This is a genomic window from Rhizobium sp. CAU 1783 (assembly GCF_054551725.1).
This window is the reverse complement of record NZ_JBTOLM010000004.1, coordinates 480,213-495,371: the sequence shown is the minus strand read 5'-3', so window position 1 is coordinate 495,371 and position 15,159 is coordinate 480,213. Positions and strand designations below refer to the sequence as shown.

Sequence of the window (15,159 nt, the reverse complement as noted above, 5' to 3'; positions counted from 1 at the left end):
TCACGTTGGACTCGACGGCATCTCAGGCCCGATGCGCGGACCTGCCGAGCTCGCGGCGCGAGAACCACAGGCCCGGCAGCATCGGCAGCCAGAAGGACAGGCCGCGGAACACGACGACCGCCGTCAACGAGGGAGCGACGGGGATGCCGAGGATGGACATGACCGCGACGGCGGACGCCTCATAGGTGCCGAGACCGAGGGGAGCGGGACCGATGGTCGCTCCGATCGAACCGGACACCATGCCGGCAAAGGCGACGAATGGGTCGACATCGACCCCGATCGAACGGAAGGCGAGCCAGAGGGTGGCGGCATCGAGCAGGATGACGGCCAGCTGGAAGCCGAAGGCGCCGAGAAAGAGCGGCAGGCTCATCAGCTCGAACAGCGGCGCCTCGGCCATTTCCATCATGACGATCCGCACGGTCGGGCGGCGCTTGAGCCAATCCGGGATGAAGCGCGCGCTCACCGACTTGATGGCGATGACGGCAAGCGGGATGAACAGCGCAACGACTGCGAAGACGGCGAAGGCGGAGGCGAGCGCCGCGCCCATGCGATGGCTCGTCCAGATGATCGCAAAGCTCGCGATCGCCGCGGTGAGATAGGCCGCATAATAGGAAAACAGCCCGACTAGCATGGCGAAGAACGCGATCCTGAGCGGCACGCCGCGATTGCGCAGGCTCGCCGCGACCAGCAGCGTTCCGCTCGCCCCGCCGGTCGGCAGGGCCTGGTCGACGAAGAGCTTTCCGAGCCCGAGCGAGGCGAAACCGGCTAGCCGCATCCGGTAGCCCGCATGCCTGAGCGCCAGCCACCAGACGCCTCCGGCACAAAGATAGGTGAGCGCCTGGGCGACGAGACCGAGCAGGAGCCAGCGCGGATCTGCCGCCGCGGCGAGCGCGACGAAATGCTGGAGTTCCGTGAACCGGGAAACCGCAAGGAGCAGGACCGCAACGAGGAGCAGGCCCGGGATCCAGCTCCACAGCGCAGCCCGCCTGACACCCGCGCCCTGACGTGCGATCTCGTCGAAAAGCGCAGAGCCGGCAGCGTCCTCATCGGGACGCGGCACGATTGGCCCTCCGTCGACCGGGGAAGACAGGGGATCAGGCTTCGTCTTGCGGGGAGTTTCGGACATCGGTCTGGGGGCACTCGTCATTTCCGGACGCGTCGGCACCTGTCGCCTTCGCCGCAAAAGCTTCCCCCGCGCCGCCGGGAAAATCAAGAAGTCGCGACCATTTGCTGCACGCGACAGAAACAGTGAACAAAGGGCGGCGCATACGGGAGGGAAATGATAAATGGTGCCCCATGCCGGAATCGAACCAGCACTCCTTTCGGAACTCGATTTTGAGTCGAGCGCGTCTACCAGTTCCGCCAATGGGGCACGGAAGCGACTTGCGTCGGTAGGACTGCGCCGGACTATACGAAGCGGGCCGAGGCGGTCAACCGCCTTTTTCACGCCGGCGACCGTTCACGCAAATGTTTGCACGGCGGATAAAGGGTCGCGGCGCCGGGAGTTTACAGCGGCCGTCCGCTTGCTTTAAACCGCTCGGGCCGAAGATCAGGGAATGAAGCATGCTGCGTCGCCTCTATGACTGGACCATGTCGCTTGCCGCGCGCAAGTCAGCGGAGAAATGGCTGGCGGTCATCGCCTTCATCGAAAGCTCGGTCTTCCTCGTGCCCGCCGACGTGCTTTACCTGCCGATGGCGCTCGCCAGACCGCAGAAGGCCTATCGCTACGCGCTGATTGCCACGGTCGCCTCCGTGCTCGGCGGCATCGCCGGCTGGTTCCTCGGCTATTACGCCTTCGAGACAGTGGCCAAGCCGATCCTCGAATTCTACGGCAAGTTCGACGCCTTCGAGCGCCTGCGCACCTCCGTCGACTACCAGATGGTGCTGTTGCTGCTGGTGACCTCGGGGCTCGCGCATCTTCCGCCGATCAAGGTGGTGACCATCCTTTCGGGCGTCGCCCACATCAACATCTGGCTGTTCATCGTGTCGGCCATCGTCGCCCGCGGCGCCCGCTTCCTGCTGCTTGCCTGGCTGCTCAAGCGCTACGGCGAACCGATCCGCGATTTCATCGAAAGGCGTCTCGGCCAGATCGCCGGCGTCGGTGCCGCCGTGCTGATCGTGCTATACGTCGCCTACCGCTACCTTCTTCACTGAGATCGGACACCGTCCATGAACCAGCCCGCATCCCTCCTCACCTCCGACACCGCGATCGCGGCGGTTCTGACGTTCGGCATGGCCGTCGTCGTCGGCTCGGCCCTCGGCTTCGAGCATATCGGCGGCTACATTCCCTGCGCGCTCTGCCTGCTGCAGCGCAATCCCTATTACATCGGCGTCGGCGTCGGGCTCCTCGCCATCCTGTCGTCGGTCTTCAGGCTGCCACCGGCCGTCACTCGCGGCCTGTTCGCCGTGATCGCCGTGCTGATGATCGTCAGCATCGGGCTCGGCACCTATCATGCCGGGGTCGAATGGAAGTTCTGGGAAGGCCCGACGACCTGCGCGGTCGGCGCGACGGGCGGGGCTGCACCGGGCAATGTGCTGGAAGCGCTGAACGAGACACGCGGCCCTTCCTGCACCGAAGCGGCGCTGCGCGTGCTCGGCCTGTCCTTTGCCGGCTGGAACGTGCTGACCAGCCTCGCCCTTGCAGCGATCGCAGTCTGGGCCACCTTCCGCCGCCGTACCGCCTGAGCGATCAGGGCTGCAGTTCGGAATCCCAGTAGAGATAGTCGACCCAGCTGTCGTGCAGATAGTTGGGCGGGAAAAGACGGCCGTTGTTGTGCAGGTCCTGCACCGTCGGGCGGTAGGGCCTCTGGTGCGGGAACATCTGCGCCTGGCGCGGCAGCTTGCTGCCCTTCCTGAGATTGCAAGGCGAACAGGCCGCGACGACATTTTCCCAGGTGGTCTCGCCGCCATGGGCGCGCGGGATCACGTGGTCGAAGGTCAGGTCGTCGTCAGAGCCGCAATACTGGCACTCGAACTTGTCGCGCAGGAACACGTTGAAGCGGGTGAAGGCAGGATTGCGGGTCGGCTGGACATAGGTCTTCAGGCTGACGACGCTCGGCAGCCGCATCGAGAAGCTCGGCGAGCAGACCGAATGATCGTATTCGGCGATGATGTTGACACGGTCGAGAAAGACCGCCTTGATCGCGTCCTGCCAGGACCATAGCGACAAGGGGTAATAACTCAGCGGCCTGTAGTCGGCATTCAGCACGAGCGCCGGCAAGGCCTGGGGCGAGACTGCAATCGTCAAGGCATTCTCCTGAGCGATTCGGCACCTACGCCTACATATTAGGTCCGTTGTTACAGCATTGTGAAGCCCAATTCCGAAGCCCGCGCTATTCGGCCGCCGGCGCCGCCTCGCGACCCGTTTTCGACGCGTAGTGCGCCCAGAAGAGACGGGCCGCGACGGAGCGCCAGGGCGCCCACGCCTCGGCGATCCTCGCGACCTCGCGGATCTCGGGCCGCACGGCATGACCGAGCGCATCGCCGACCGCGGCCCGAAGCGCCACGTCGCCAGCCGGAAAGACGTCGGGATGGCCGCCGCAGAACATCAGATAGACTTCCGCGGTCCAGGGCCCGATGCCCTTCAGGGCCGTCAGCTGCCTAAGGGCGGCGTCCGCATCGAGCCGGGCGACCGCTTCGAGATCGAGATCGCCCGAAACGACCGTGCGCGCGGCGTTGAGCAGCGTTTCCGCCTTGGCCCGCGACAGGCCGAGGCCGGCGGACGCATCCGGGGCGATGGACAAGTAGGTTTCGGCGGAGGGCAGGCCGCCCGCCGCCTGCAGGATGCGCAGCCAGATCGCCTCGGCACTCGCCCGGCTGACCACCTGCGAGACGATGATGTGGGCGAGACCGGCAAAACCCGGCTCGGCAAGGCGCAGCGGCAAGGGGGCAAGCCGCGCGGCGAGCGGCTCAAGCCGTGGGTCGAGCACGACGAGCGCGGCAAGACCGGCCTCGACATCGGCAGTGGTGCGGATCGTCATGTCGTCCCGTAATCCCTCTTTTCGCCAGCCGGCATTTCGTGCCAGATGGACCGATGATCCCGCCCGCCTTCCAAAGACCGGTCCTGCGCTTCGCGCCGAGCCCCAACGGCCTCCTGCATCTCGGCCACGCCCTTTCGGCGCTCTTGAACGCCGACATGGCCGGCGCGCTCGGCGGGCGCTTCCTGCTGCGCATGGAAGACATAGACCTGACCCGCTGTACACCCGAATTCGAACAGGCGATCTATGACGATCTTGCCTGGCTTGGGCTCGACTGGGAGCGCCCGGTCCGCCGCCAGTCGGAGCATCTCGACGCCTATCGGGCGGCCCTCGACGACCTGATCGCCCGGCGTCTCGCCTATCCGGCCTTCATGACCCGCGGCGAGGTGAAGGCCCACGCGACGGCGAAGGAGGCCAAAGGCGCGCCCTGGCCCCGCGATCCGGACGGCGCCCTCCGCTATCCCTCGATCGACCGGGCCCGCAGCGAGGGCGAGCGACGAAGAATGATCGATGAGGGCACGCGCCACGCCTTCCGGCTCGACATGGATCGCGCCCTCAAGGAATGTGGCGGAACGCTCTCCTGGACGGAAACGGGCGACGGTCAAACGGGAACGGTCGCCGCGGATCCGGCGGCCTGGGGCGACGTGGTCCTGTGGCGGTCCGACGCGCCGTCGAGCTATCACCTCTCCGTCACCGTCGACGATGCCGCGCAGGGCATCACCCATGTGGTGCGCGGCCTCGACCTCTTCCACGCCACGTCGGTGCATCGGGTGCTACAGGCGCTGCTGGGTCTTCCGGCACCCGTCTATCATCACCACAGGCTGATCCTCGGGCCTGACGGGCGGAAGCTGTCGAAGAGCGAGGGCGACACGGGCCTTTCGGCGCTGAGGGCGGAAGGGGCGACCTCAGCCGATATTCGCCGGCTCGTCGGCCTTTGACGCTTTGGCCTCTTCGACCAGGCTCTTCTGGCCGAGCACCTCGAACTTCAGGAGCGCCGCATTGAATTCGGCGCCGATGATGAAGATCGCGCCCACCATGTAGAGGAAGACCAGCACGACCATGATCGACGCCAGGCCGGCATAGGTGGCGGCATAGTTGGCGAAGCTCGCCAGGTAATAGGCGAAGATCAGGGCGCCGATCAGCCAGAGAACGAGCGTCAGCAGAACCCCGGGAAGAACGTCTCGAATGCGGCGGTGGCCGTCGGGCAGGCTGAGATGGGAAAGCACCAGTCCGAAGGCGAGCAGCCCGAGGGTGCCGTAGATGCGCCAGTCCGACAGGGTCGCGAGCACGCCTTCGAGCCAGGGGAACCATTTCTCCGCAAAGCCGAGCGCCACGGGAACGGCGACGAGCAGCGCGCTGATGAGGGCAAGTACCGCCACGCCACCAAGCATGAAGCCGACGCTCAGGAGGCGCGTGAGATACCAGCGGCGCGTCTCGACGACGCGATAGGCGCGGTTCAGCGAGACCCGGAGAGCCTCGACCCCGTTGGAGGCGAAATAGGCGGCAGCGAGAACCGAAACCGTCAGGAGCCCGCCGCGCGGGATGGTGAGCACCTGCACGACCTGCTCGGAAAGCGGCTTGGCGATCGCCTCCGGCCATGTGTCGAAGATGATGTGCACGGCGGTCTCGGCAAAGCTGTCGGCACCGAGAAAACTCGCAAGCGCCGTGCCGAAGATCAGGAAGGGAAAGACGGCGAGCAGCACCGACAGTGCGACGTGACTCGCCATGGCCCAGCCGTCGTCTTCGCTGAAATGATTGAGCGCGTCGAAGCTGACCTTGTAGAGCATACGCAGGAATGCCGGCATCCGATCTCCTTGAATTCCGCCGGCCGTCAATCGACGGCCGATTGTCACCCGCGAACGAATATGGGAAACGGAAGCGGTTTGTACAGGACACATTCCATGACGGATCGCCGCAACATCATCGTAACCGGATGCTCGTCGGGCATCGGCGCCCATTGCGCAAGGACGCTCAACACCGATGGCTGGCGGGTCTTCGCCACGGTGCGCAACGAGGAAGACAGGGCATCACTCGAAGCGGACGGCATCGAGACCTTGCTGATGGACTATACCGACACCGACAGCATCGCCGCGCTGGTCGACACCGTATCCGAGCGCACCGGCGGCCGCATCCACGCCCTGTTCAACAACGGCGCTTATGGTCAGCCGGGCGCGATCGAGGACCTGTCGACCGATGTCCTGCGCCGTCAGTTCGAGACGAACGTCTTCGGCTGGCATGAACTGACCCGGCGCATCATCCCGTTGATGCGCGCCCGCGGCGAAGGACGCATCGTCCAGTGCTCGTCGATCCTCGGGCTGCTGCCCTACCGCTACCGAGGCGCCTATACCGCTTCGAAATATGCGCTCGAGGGGTTGAGCGTGACGCTGCGCATGGAGCTTGAGGGCACCGGTATCCATGTCAGTCTGATCGAACCCGGCCCGATCGAAAGCCGCTTCACCGCCAATGCGCTGAAGATGATCGAAGCCAATGTCGACCTGGAAAATTCGGCCCATGCAGAGGAGTACAGGCGCCAGCTCGCCCGCCTCAACGGAACCGGCCCGATCAACCGCCACAAGCTTGGTCCCGAGGCGGTCTACAAAGTGCTGAGACATGCCTTGACCGCGGCACGACCCCGCCCACATTATCTCGTGACCACACCGGCCCGGCAGGGCGCGTTGCTGAAACGGCTCTTGCCGGCCGACCTGTTCTACAGGCTGATGCGATCGCTGGACTGAGCCTGAAAAGAAAGCAACAGAGAAAACATGTCCGGCTTCACCACCGTCCTCGCCCTGATCGTCATGGGCCTCGTCGTCCTCGTCCTCATCCGGGGCCTGTTCAACATGCTGAAGGGCGGCAGCGGCAACACATCGAACAAGCTGATGCAGGCGCGCCTCGTCCTGCAGGCGATCGCCATCGCGCTGATCATGCTGACACTGTGGCTGACCGGCGGCGGCCGCTGAGGAGGAACCGGCAATGGTCCGACTGAACAAGATCTACACCCGCACCGGCGACGACGGCACAACCGCCCTCGTCTCGGGGCCGCGCCGCCTCAAGCACGACCTGCGCGTCGACGCCTATGGATCGATCGACGAGGTGAACTCGACGATCGGCGTCGCCCGCCTGCACACCGGCGACATGGCGGAGCTCGATGCCATGTTGATGCGCATCCAGAACGATCTCTTCGATCTCGGCGCGGACCTTGCAGCGCCCGAGACCGGCGAAGTGTTGTCCTATGAACCGCTGCGGGTGATCGAGGCGCAGGTGATCCGCATCGAAAGCGAGATCGACCGGTTGAACGCCGATCTCGACCCGCTTAAATCCTTCATCCTCCCGGGCGGCTCGCCGGCAGCCGCACATCTTCACCTCGCACGCACCGTCGCCAGGCGCGCGGAACGCATTATGGTGGAACTGTCACGCTTCGACGGCGAGACGGTGGCCGAACCGGCGCTCAAATACATCAACCGCCTGTCGGATTTCCTGTTCGTCGCTGCCCGTTTCGCCAATGACGGCGGCAAGGCCGACATCCTCTGGGTTCCTGGCAAGAACCGCTGAACCGCCAACGGGCCGAAGGGGCGCGCGAATGTTCATTCCGCTGCACGATCGCAACGCCCTCAAGCACATCCGGCGCCAATACGTCACCGGCGGCCTGATCCTCGTCAACGCGCTAGTCTTCGCCTTCACCGTCCTGCTGACCCCGGAAGCCGTGGCCGAGGCCAATGTCTACGGGTTCGGCTTCATCCCGGCGGTGGTCTTCGACAGCGCCGTGCTCGATCCGGCGCTCGCCATCGTGCCGCCGGATGCGACGCTCGTCACCTATTCCTTCCTGCATGCCGACCTGATGCATCTCGGCTCGAACATGCTGTTCCTCTGGGTGTTCGGCGACAATGTCGAGGACGCGCTCGGACACGTCCGGTATCTGCTCTTCTATCTTCTTTGCGCCGCCGCCGGTGCGCTGTTTCACGGGCTGGTCGCACCCCTCTCGCAGGCCCCGCTGATCGGTGCTTCCGGTGCCGTGTCGGGCGTCGTTGCCGCCTATCTCATGCTGCATCCGAAGGTTAGGATCTGGGTGCTCGTGCTCTTCCGTTTTCCGCTGCCCCTTCCGGCCTTCCTGCCGCTCGCCTTCTGGATCGGCCAGCAATTTGTAATGCTGGCGACCGATGGCGAAGGCACGGTCTCCTGGGGCGCCCATGTCGGGGGCATTCTCGCCGGGACACTTCTGGTCCTCGTCATGCGGCGGCGCGGTGTGCCGCTGTTCGACCGGACAATCGTCACACCGAAGGCGGTCGTGCACCGGACCACGACGCCGCCGTCGGCCCCCGTCCCGCAAGCCGGCGGGCAGAGGCGAACGCTCCAATGGGGTCGATAAGCGGGTCGCGCCTTAAATTTACGTGTACGTAAAAGTCAGTTAATCGTTTTAAGGATGGTCATGGGCGTCTGCGGACGTTGTAATTGGGAAAAAAATGCGTATCCATGTCGCCCACTGACTATCGGATAGCCGCCCGAAAGCGCATTTTCAGGCAGGGCAATGAAGGAAGGAACTCATGAAAGTACTCGTTACCGTCAAGCGGGTTGTTGACTACAACGTCAAGATCCGCGTGAAGCCTGATGGTTCCGGCGTTGAGCTGGCGAACGTCAAGATGTCGATGAACCCGTTCGACGAAATCTCGGTCGAAGAGGCGCTTCGCCTGAAGGAAGCCGGCAAGGCGGACGAAGTGGTCGTGGTTTCGATCGGCCCGGCCAAGGCCGAGGAAACGCTGCGCACGGCGCTTGCGATGGGTGCGGATCGTGCGATCCTGGTCGAGACCGAGGATCAGGTCGAGCCGCTCGCGGTCGCCAAGATCCTGAAGGGCGTGGTCGAGGCGGAAGCCCCGGGCCTCGTCATCACCGGCAAGCAGGCGATCGACGACGACGCAAACCAGACCGGCCAGATGCTTTCGGCCCTGCTCGGCTGGAGCCAGGCGACCTTTGCCTCGAAGCTCGATCTCGGCGCCGACAAGGCGACAGTGACTCGTGAAGTCGACGGCGGCCTGCAGACCATCGAGGTCAAGCTCCCGGCGATCGTCACCACCGACCTTCGCCTCAACGAGCCGCGCTATGCCTCGCTGCCGAACATCATGAAGGCGAAGAAGAAGCCGCTCGACAAGAAGAGCCCGGCCGATTTCGGCGTCGACACTGCTGCTCGCCTGAAGGTGCTGAAGACCGAGGAGCCTTCGGGCCGCAAGGCTGGCGTCAAGGTCAAGTCGGTCGCCGAACTGGTCGAGAAGCTGAAGACCGAAGCCGGCGTGCTTTGATCCGGAAGATTTGAGGAGATATTGAACATGGCCATTCTTCTTCTGGCAGAACACGACAACGCAACCGTCTCCGACCAGACGGCCAAGGCGCTCACCGCCGCCGCCAAGATCGGCGGCGACGTCCATGTGCTGGTCGCCGGCGCCGGCGCCAAGGCTGCCGCCGACGCGGCGGCAAAGCTCGCTGGCGTCTCCAAGGTGCTTCTCGCTGACGACGCTTCTCTCGCCAACAACCTGGCGGAGCCGCTCGCAGCCCTGATCGTTTCGCTGTCCGGCGCCTATGACACGATCATCGCCCCGGCTACCTCGGTCGGCAAGAACGTGCTGCCGCGCGTTGCCGCCCTTCTCGACGTGATGCAGGTCTCGGAAATCATCGAGGTCGTCTCGGCCGACACCTTCAAGCGCCCGATCTATGCCGGCAACGCCATCCAGACGGTGCAGTCGACCGACGCCAAGAAGGTCATCACCGTACGCACGGCATCCTTCGCCGCGGCCGCTGAAGGCGGTTCGGCCGCTGTCGAGAGCGTCTCGGCGGCTGCCAATCCGGGTCTTTCGAGCCATGTCTCGGACGCCCTGTCGTCGTCGGACCGTCCGGAACTGACCTCCGCCAAGATCATCATCTCGGGCGGTCGCGCACTCGGCTCGTCGGAGAAGTTCCAGGAAGTGATCCTGCCCGTCGCCGACAAGCTCGGTGCCGCCGTCGGCGCGTCCCGCGCCGCAGTCGATGCCGGCTATGCGCCGAACGACTGGCAGGTCGGCCAGACCGGCAAGGTGGTCGCCCCGCAGCTCTACATCGCCTGCGGCATCTCGGGTGCCATCCAGCACCTCGCCGGCATGAAGGACTCGAAGGTCATCGTCGCGATCAACAAGGACGAGGAAGCCCCGATCTTCCAGGTCGCCGACTACGGCCTTGTCGCCGACCTGTTCGAGGCCCTGCCGGAACTCGAAAAGGCGCTTTGATCTGCGTTCCTTTCGCAACTGCGAAAGGACTGGAAAAACGCCCCGCAGGGGTCTATCAATTTGCCGGGCTGGCTTTCGTTGGCCCGGCATTTTCATGAAATGCGATCAAAGCCTGGCGAGGAGAACGGGATGGCTACGACTATTGGCAATGTGGGGATCGTCGGCGCGGGCCAGATGGGCTGCGGGATCGCCCATGTTTCGGCGCTCGCGGGTTACAAGGTCACCATCTACGACCTGGCCAAGGATCGCATCGAGGCCGGCCTCGCCACCATCAACGGCAATCTCGCCCGCCAGGTGAGCAACGGCAAGCTCGCCGACGAGGATCGCAAGGCGGCCCTTGCCCGCATCTCCGGCACCACCGACATCAACGACATGGCGCCGATGGACCTCGTGATCGAGGCCGCCACCGAGGACGAGACGGTCAAGCGCAAAATCTTCGCACAGCTCTGCCCGGTCCTGAAACCCGAGGCGCTGCTCGCCACCAACACCTCCTCGCTGTCGATCACCCGCCTCGCCGCTGCGACCGACCGCCCGGAACGCTTCATGGGCATCCACTTCATGAATCCGGTTCCGGTGATGAAGCTGGTCGAACTGGTGCGCGGCATCGCGACCGAAGAGGTGACCTTCGAAACCGCAAAGACCTTCGTCCGCTCGCTGGAAAAGACGATCACCGTCGCCGAGGACTTCCCGGCCTTCATCGTCAACCGCATCCTGCTGCCGATGATCAACGAGGCGATCTACACACTCTATGAGGGCGTCGGCTCGGTCGAGGCGATCGACACCGCGATGAAGCTCGGCGCCAACCATCCGATGGGCCCGCTGCAGCTGGCCGACTTCATCGGCCTCGACACCTGCCTGTCGATCATGCAGGTGCTGCACGACGGCCTGGCCGACAGCAAGTACCGTCCCTGCCCGCTGCTGGTGAAGTATGTCGAAGCCGGCTGGCTCGGCCGCAAGTCCGGCCGCGGATTCTACGATTACCGCGGCGAAGTACCGGTCCCGACGCGGTAACACCGTTCTCCTTGACGCCAAGGGCGTTGTTCCCGGAAAAAGGCGGCCGCCTTTCACCACCGGGACATGAAACGATGCCACCGCCGGGATCGAGGGGCCAATCCTCGGCAATGAGCAGTGAGGCGATGTTCAGCTGCCGACGGCGGCCTTGACCAGCGCCCGGGCGTCCTTGCTGTCCCATTGGGCGGGACCGTTCATCGCGCCGAGCAGGCAGCCCTTGCCGTCGAGAAGCAGGGTGACCGGCAGGCCGAAGGCGAGGCCTTCCTTCTTCATCGTGTTGAATACGCCCATGCTGGCGTCGCGATAAAGCCCGAGCGCATCGACGCCGATTTCGTCGAGGAAAGCCTTCGGCTTGTCGACCGGTCCGGTGTCGATGTTGATCGCCAGCACCTGGAACCTGTCGCTGCCCTCAGCCTTCTGCAGCGCGTTGAGGGCCGGCATTTCCTCCCGGCAGGGCACGCACCACGTGGCCCAGAGATTGACCAGCAGCGTCTTGCCGGAGAAGTCGGCAATTGTCGTGGCCTTGTCCGCCTGGTCCTTGAAGGTGAGGCCGCCGATCAGGCGCGGCTCGCTCGCCGCCACCATCGCCGCGACCTCGCCGGTGGTGAAGGGCTTCAAGGCCGCAGCCTTTTCGATGCTCCCCGCGCACTGGGCGGCCTCCGCCGTCTCCGCGCCATTGCCAGACCCGGCCTGCTTCACGTATACCGCGACCGCGCCGGCCATGATCCCGGCGACCGCCGCAATCAACACAAGCTTGGCGGAAGGAAGTCCGAGCGGTCTTTTTTCTGTCATCGCAGTCTCCAGGATGGGCATCGAATGGCTGAGGACACCAAGAACACGAAATCCTCCAACCAGATGTGGGGCGGTCGCTTCGCGTCCGGGCCGGCCGCCATCATGGAGGAGATAAATGCCTCGATCGGTTTCGACAAGAAGCTTTACGCCCAGGACATCCGCGGCTCGATCGCCCATGCGACCATGCTCGCCCATCAAGGCATCATCACCGGCGAAGACAAAGACAAGATCGTTCACGGCCTGAACACGATCCTGTCAGAGATCGAGGAAGGCCGGTTCGAGTTCTCGCGCAAGCTCGAGGACATCCACATGAACGTCGAGGCGCGCCTTGCCGAGCTGATCGGCCCGGCCGCCGGACGCCTGCACACCGCCCGCTCGCGCAACGACCAGGTGGCGCTCGATTTCCGCCTCTGGGTCAAGGAAGAGCTGCAGAAGGTCGAGGGATCTCTGACGTCGCTGATCGCCGCCTTCCTAGACCGCGCCGAAGAACACGCCGCGACCGTGATGCCCGGCTTCACCCATTTGCAGACCGCCCAGCCGGTGACCTTCGGCCATCACTGCATGGCCTATGTCGAGATGTTCGGCCGCGACCGCCAGCGCGTGCGCCACGCGATCGAACACATGGACGAGAGCCCGATCGGGGCAGCCGCCCTTGCCGGCACCGGCTTTGCCATCGACCGCCACATGACGGCTCAGGCGCTCGGCTTCCGCGAACCGACCCGCAACTCGATCGACACCGTGTCCGATCGCGACTTCGCGCTCGAATTCCTGTCGATCGCCTCGATCTGCGCCACGCACCTGTCACGGCTCGCCGAAGAAATCGTCATCTGGTCGACGCCGCAATTCGGCTTCATCCGCCTGTCGGACGCCTTTTCGACCGGCTCGTCGATCATGCCGCAGAAGAAGAACCCCGACGCCGCCGAACTGGTGCGCGCCAAGACCGGCCGCATCAACGGCTCGCTGATCGCACTCCTGACCGTGATGAAGGGCCTGCCACTCGCCTATTCCAAGGACATGCAGGAAGACAAGGAACAGGTTTTCGATTCGGCGGAAAGCCTGGAACTGGCGATCGCCGCCATGACCGGCATGGTCCGCGACATGACGGTGCGCACCGACAAGATGAAGGCGGCCGCCGGTTCTGGGTACTCGACCGCGACCGATCTCGCCGACTGGCTGGTGCGCGAGGCGGGACTGCCGTTCCGCGACGCCCATCATGCGACAGGCAAGGCCGTCGCCATGGCCGAGGCAAAGAGCTGCGACCTGTCGGAACTGTCGCTCGAAGACCTCCAGTCGATCAACCCGGCCATCACCGCCGGCATCTTCGACGTCTTGACCGTCGAGGCCTCGGTCGCCAGCCGCAAGAGCTATGGCGGCACGGCACCGGAGGAAGTACGCCGGCAGATCGCCTGGTGGCGCGCCCGCAACTGATCACAGTCGTTTAAGCCGGCATCACGAGATTGAGGGTGCACAAGCGCCCCAATTTTCGCTACAGGCTAAAGAGACGAGATTTTCGATGGATTGGGTGATGGTGAAGACGCTTTCCCGTGCGACGATGGCAGCCGGCATCCTGGCAGCCGCCCTGGTGCTGACCGGCTGCGGACGAAAGGCCGACCTCGACCCGCCGAACATGCCGGCGGCCGAGCAGAACAAGCTGGCACCCGGCCAGAAGACGCAGAAGCCGACCGTCGCCGACGACCCCTTCATCCTCGATCCCCTTCTCTGACAGGCCGTAGCCCGTGAACCACTTCGACTATCGCGACGGCGTGCTCTACGCCGAGGACGTTTCCGTACTCGACATCGCCAAGGCGGTCGGGACTCCCTTCTACTGCTATTCGACGGCCACCCTCGAACGTCACTACAAGGTCTTCTCCAAGGCCTTCGCCGGTGTCGAATCCATGGTCTGCTACGCGATGAAGGCCAACTCGAACCAGGCGGTCCTCAAGACCCTCGCCAGGCTCGGCGCTGGCGTCGACGTCGTCTCGGAAGGCGAGCTGCGCCGCGCGCTCGCCGCCGGCATCCCGGCAAACCGCATCATGTTTTCCGGCGTCGGCAAGACTGTCTCCGAAATGGACCTGGGCCTCGAGGCAGGCATTTACTGCTTCAACGTCGAGAGCGAACCGGAACTCGAGGTTCTGAATGCCCGTGCCGTCAAGGCCGGCAAGCAGGCGCATGTCTCCTTCCGCGTCAATCCGGACGTCGATGCCAGGACCCACGCCAAGATCTCGACCGGCAAGAAGGAAAACAAGTTCGGCATTTCCTTCGACCGCGCCCGTGTCGTCTATGCCCGCGCGGCCAGCCTGCCCGGTATCAAGGTCACCGGTATCGACATGCACATCGGCAGCCAGATCACCGAGCTGCAGCCCTTCGAGGACGCGTTCCGGCTGCTGCGCGAACTGGTCGAGACGCTGCGCGCCGACGGCCATGCGATCGATCACGTCGACGTGGGCGGCGGCCTGGGCATTCCCTACAAGGACGACAACAACCCGCCGCCGGAACCGGACCACTATGCCCGGATCGTCAAGGAACAGCTGGCCGGGCTGAACTGCAAGATCGTCGCGGAGCCGGGCCGCCTGATCGTCGGCAATGCCGGCATCCTGGTGACCGAGGTCATCTATGTGAAGGACGGCGGCGAAAAGACCTTCGTGATCGTCGACGCGGCGATGAACGACCTTATCCGCCCGACCCTTTACGAGGCCCACCACGAGATCCGCCCGGTGGTGATCCAGGCGGCAAGCGCACCGCGCATCCGCGCCGACGTCGTCGGCCCCGTCTGCGAGACCGGCGACTATCTCGCGCTCGACCGGGAAATGGCGATGCCGAAGGCAGGCGACCTGATGGCCGTGGGCTCGGCAGGCGCCTATGGCGCCGTCCAGGCGAGCACCTACAACACCCGCCGGCTGGTGCCGGAAGTGCTGGTCAAGGACAGCGAGTTCCATGTGATTCGCCCGCGTCCGAGCTATGACGACATGATCAATCTCGATTCGGTTCCGGCCTGGCTGGACTGATCGGCACCCGCGGCCGCCGTTCACTTTTCGGCGACCGCGGCAAAAAAGCGGACTGAGCGCGCCGTCCGCCCTCGTCTTCGCCACAAAGAATGCTATCCTCCCCGGAGAAGGCAAAAGGCCGGCTCG

Annotated in this window: 18 protein-coding genes and 1 tRNA gene; 13 read left to right on the top strand and 6 right to left on the bottom strand. The window is 64.7% G+C overall.

Annotated features, from left to right (window positions below):
• Window positions 1-22: 22 nt before the first annotated feature.
• On the bottom strand, window positions 23-1,060 hold the full coding sequence (locus ACX93L_RS18755) for a lysylphosphatidylglycerol synthase transmembrane domain-containing protein (protein WP_459406209.1): 1,038 nt from the start codon (window positions 1,058-1,060) through the stop codon (window positions 23-25).
• A gap of 227 nt (window positions 1,061-1,287) precedes the next feature.
• Window positions 1,288-1,372: transfer RNA gene (locus ACX93L_RS18750), tRNA-Leu, on the bottom strand.
• Window positions 1,373-1,563: 191 nt separating this feature from the next.
• Between ACX93L_RS18750 and ACX93L_RS18745 the strand changes: the two genes are divergently transcribed.
• Window positions 1,564-2,154, top strand: coding sequence for a YqaA family protein (locus ACX93L_RS18745; protein ID WP_459406208.1), 591 nt, complete (start codon window positions 1,564-1,566; stop codon window positions 2,152-2,154).
• Between the two features lie 15 nt (window positions 2,155-2,169).
• The gene (locus tag ACX93L_RS18740; RefSeq protein ID WP_459406207.1) at window positions 2,170-2,685 is read left to right on the top strand and encodes a disulfide bond formation protein B; all 516 of its coding nucleotides are present in this window, start codon (window positions 2,170-2,172) and stop codon (window positions 2,683-2,685) included.
• A gap of 4 nt (window positions 2,686-2,689) precedes the next feature.
• On the opposite strand, the gene ACX93L_RS18735 is transcribed toward ACX93L_RS18740, so the two are convergent.
• Both ACX93L_RS18735 and ACX93L_RS18730 read right to left on the bottom strand, forming a co-directional pair.
• Entirely contained in the window at window positions 2,690-3,247 is a 558-nt protein-coding gene (locus ACX93L_RS18735) for an HNH endonuclease (RefSeq protein ID WP_459406206.1), read from the bottom strand.
• A gap of 85 nt (window positions 3,248-3,332) precedes the next feature.
• Window positions 3,333-3,980 carry a DNA-3-methyladenine glycosylase family protein gene (locus tag ACX93L_RS18730; protein WP_459406205.1) on the bottom strand — a complete coding sequence of 216 codons (648 nt, stop codon included), beginning with the start codon at window positions 3,978-3,980 and terminating at the stop codon, window positions 3,333-3,335.
• A 53-nt stretch (window positions 3,981-4,033) separates the two neighbouring features.
• On the opposite strand from ACX93L_RS18730, the gene gluQRS reads away from it, so the two are divergent.
• A complete protein-coding gene (gluQRS, locus tag ACX93L_RS18725; protein WP_459406204.1) occupies window positions 4,034-4,915 on the top strand; it encodes a tRNA glutamyl-Q(34) synthetase GluQRS in 882 nt (293 codons plus the stop codon).
• Here the strand turns inward: gluQRS and ACX93L_RS18720 are convergent.
• Window positions 4,883-5,782 (bottom strand): YihY/virulence factor BrkB family protein, encoded by a 900-nt coding sequence (locus ACX93L_RS18720; RefSeq protein WP_459406203.1) that lies wholly within the window; start codon window positions 5,780-5,782, stop codon window positions 4,883-4,885. The two genes, gluQRS and ACX93L_RS18720, sit on opposite strands and share 33 nt — an antisense overlap.
• Before the next feature lie 96 nt (window positions 5,783-5,878).
• Here ACX93L_RS18720 and ACX93L_RS18715 point away from each other — a divergent pair, with 96 nt between their 5' ends.
• The 7 genes from ACX93L_RS18715 to ACX93L_RS18685 all read left to right on the top strand — a co-directional run bounded on the left by ACX93L_RS18715 (window position 5,879) and on the right by ACX93L_RS18685 (window position 11,236).
• The gene (locus tag ACX93L_RS18715; protein ID WP_459406202.1) at window positions 5,879-6,712 is read left to right on the top strand and encodes an SDR family oxidoreductase; all 834 of its coding nucleotides are present in this window, start codon (window positions 5,879-5,881) and stop codon (window positions 6,710-6,712) included.
• Window positions 6,713-6,739: 27 nt separating this feature from the next.
• Window positions 6,740-6,937, top strand: a complete 198-nt coding sequence (locus ACX93L_RS18710) for a twin transmembrane helix small protein (RefSeq protein WP_169593917.1) — start codon at window positions 6,740-6,742, stop codon at window positions 6,935-6,937.
• Between the two features lie 13 nt (window positions 6,938-6,950).
• Entirely contained in the window at window positions 6,951-7,529 is a 579-nt protein-coding gene (locus tag ACX93L_RS18705) for a cob(I)yrinic acid a,c-diamide adenosyltransferase (protein ID WP_459406201.1), read from the top strand.
• Between the two features lie 28 nt (window positions 7,530-7,557).
• Window positions 7,558-8,343 carry a rhomboid family intramembrane serine protease gene (locus ACX93L_RS18700; protein ID WP_459406200.1) on the top strand — a complete coding sequence of 262 codons (786 nt, stop codon included), beginning with the start codon at window positions 7,558-7,560 and terminating at the stop codon, window positions 8,341-8,343.
• 175 nt (window positions 8,344-8,518) lie between these two features.
• Complete coding sequence (locus tag ACX93L_RS18695; RefSeq protein ID WP_459406199.1) at window positions 8,519-9,268, top strand: electron transfer flavoprotein subunit beta/FixA family protein; 750 nt, start codon at window positions 8,519-8,521, stop codon at window positions 9,266-9,268.
• A 27-nt stretch (window positions 9,269-9,295) separates the two neighbouring features.
• Complete coding sequence (locus ACX93L_RS18690) at window positions 9,296-10,225, top strand: electron transfer flavoprotein subunit alpha/FixB family protein (RefSeq protein WP_459406198.1); 930 nt, start codon at window positions 9,296-9,298, stop codon at window positions 10,223-10,225.
• 129 nt (window positions 10,226-10,354) lie between these two features.
• Entirely contained in the window at window positions 10,355-11,236 is an 882-nt protein-coding gene (locus ACX93L_RS18685) for a 3-hydroxybutyryl-CoA dehydrogenase (protein WP_459406197.1), read from the top strand.
• Between the two features lie 129 nt (window positions 11,237-11,365).
• Here ACX93L_RS18685 and tlpA read toward each other — a convergent pair whose 3' ends face one another.
• Window positions 11,366-12,028, bottom strand: coding sequence for a thiol:disulfide interchange protein TlpA (tlpA, locus tag ACX93L_RS18680; RefSeq protein ID WP_459406196.1), 663 nt, complete (start codon window positions 12,026-12,028; stop codon window positions 11,366-11,368).
• A gap of 24 nt (window positions 12,029-12,052) precedes the next feature.
• Here tlpA and argH point away from each other — a divergent pair, with 24 nt between their 5' ends.
• The 3 genes from argH (at window position 12,053) to lysA (ending at window position 15,033) form a co-directional block, all read left to right on the top strand.
• Entirely contained in the window at window positions 12,053-13,456 is a 1,404-nt protein-coding gene (gene argH, locus ACX93L_RS18675; RefSeq protein WP_459406195.1) for an argininosuccinate lyase, read from the top strand.
• Window positions 13,457-13,541: 85 nt separating this feature from the next.
• On the top strand, window positions 13,542-13,751 hold the full coding sequence (lptM, locus tag ACX93L_RS18670; RefSeq protein WP_459406194.1) for an LPS translocon maturation chaperone LptM: 210 nt from the start codon (window positions 13,542-13,544) through the stop codon (window positions 13,749-13,751).
• 13 nt (window positions 13,752-13,764) lie between these two features.
• Window positions 13,765-15,033 (top strand): diaminopimelate decarboxylase, encoded by a 1,269-nt coding sequence (gene lysA / locus ACX93L_RS18665; RefSeq protein WP_459406193.1) that lies wholly within the window; start codon window positions 13,765-13,767, stop codon window positions 15,031-15,033.
• Window positions 15,034-15,159: the final 126 nt, after the last annotated feature.

Bases quoted from the DNA above. Each gene is read 5' to 3' on its own strand.
- ACX93L_RS18745 (WP_459406208.1), top strand. From the start codon at position 1,564: ATGCTGCGTCGCCTCTATGACTGGACCATGTCGCTTGCCGCGCGCAAG.
- ACX93L_RS18740 (WP_459406207.1), top strand. From the start codon at position 2,170: ATGAACCAGCCCGCATCCCTCCTCACCTCCGACACCGCGATCGCGGCG.
- ACX93L_RS18730 (WP_459406205.1), bottom strand. From the start codon at position 3,980: ATGACGATCCGCACCACTGCCGATGTCGAGGCCGGTCTTGCCGCGCTC.
- gluQRS (WP_459406204.1), top strand. From the start codon at position 4,034: ATGATCCCGCCCGCCTTCCAAAGACCGGTCCTGCGCTTCGCGCCGAGC.
- ACX93L_RS18720 (WP_459406203.1), bottom strand. From the start codon at position 5,782: ATGCCGGCATTCCTGCGTATGCTCTACAAGGTCAGCTTCGACGCGCTC.
- ACX93L_RS18715 (WP_459406202.1), top strand. From the start codon at position 5,879: ATGACGGATCGCCGCAACATCATCGTAACCGGATGCTCGTCGGGCATC.
- ACX93L_RS18710 (WP_169593917.1), top strand. From the start codon at position 6,740: ATGTCCGGCTTCACCACCGTCCTCGCCCTGATCGTCATGGGCCTCGTC.
- ACX93L_RS18705 (WP_459406201.1), top strand. From the start codon at position 6,951: ATGGTCCGACTGAACAAGATCTACACCCGCACCGGCGACGACGGCACA.
- ACX93L_RS18700 (WP_459406200.1), top strand. From the start codon at position 7,558: ATGTTCATTCCGCTGCACGATCGCAACGCCCTCAAGCACATCCGGCGC.
- ACX93L_RS18695 (WP_459406199.1), top strand. From the start codon at position 8,519: ATGAAAGTACTCGTTACCGTCAAGCGGGTTGTTGACTACAACGTCAAG.
- ACX93L_RS18690 (WP_459406198.1), top strand. From the start codon at position 9,296: ATGGCCATTCTTCTTCTGGCAGAACACGACAACGCAACCGTCTCCGAC.
- ACX93L_RS18685 (WP_459406197.1), top strand. From the start codon at position 10,355: ATGGCTACGACTATTGGCAATGTGGGGATCGTCGGCGCGGGCCAGATG.
- tlpA (WP_459406196.1), bottom strand. From the start codon at position 12,028: ATGACAGAAAAAAGACCGCTCGGACTTCCTTCCGCCAAGCTTGTGTTG.
- argH (WP_459406195.1), top strand. From the start codon at position 12,053: ATGGCTGAGGACACCAAGAACACGAAATCCTCCAACCAGATGTGGGGC.
- lptM (WP_459406194.1), top strand. From the start codon at position 13,542: ATGGATTGGGTGATGGTGAAGACGCTTTCCCGTGCGACGATGGCAGCC.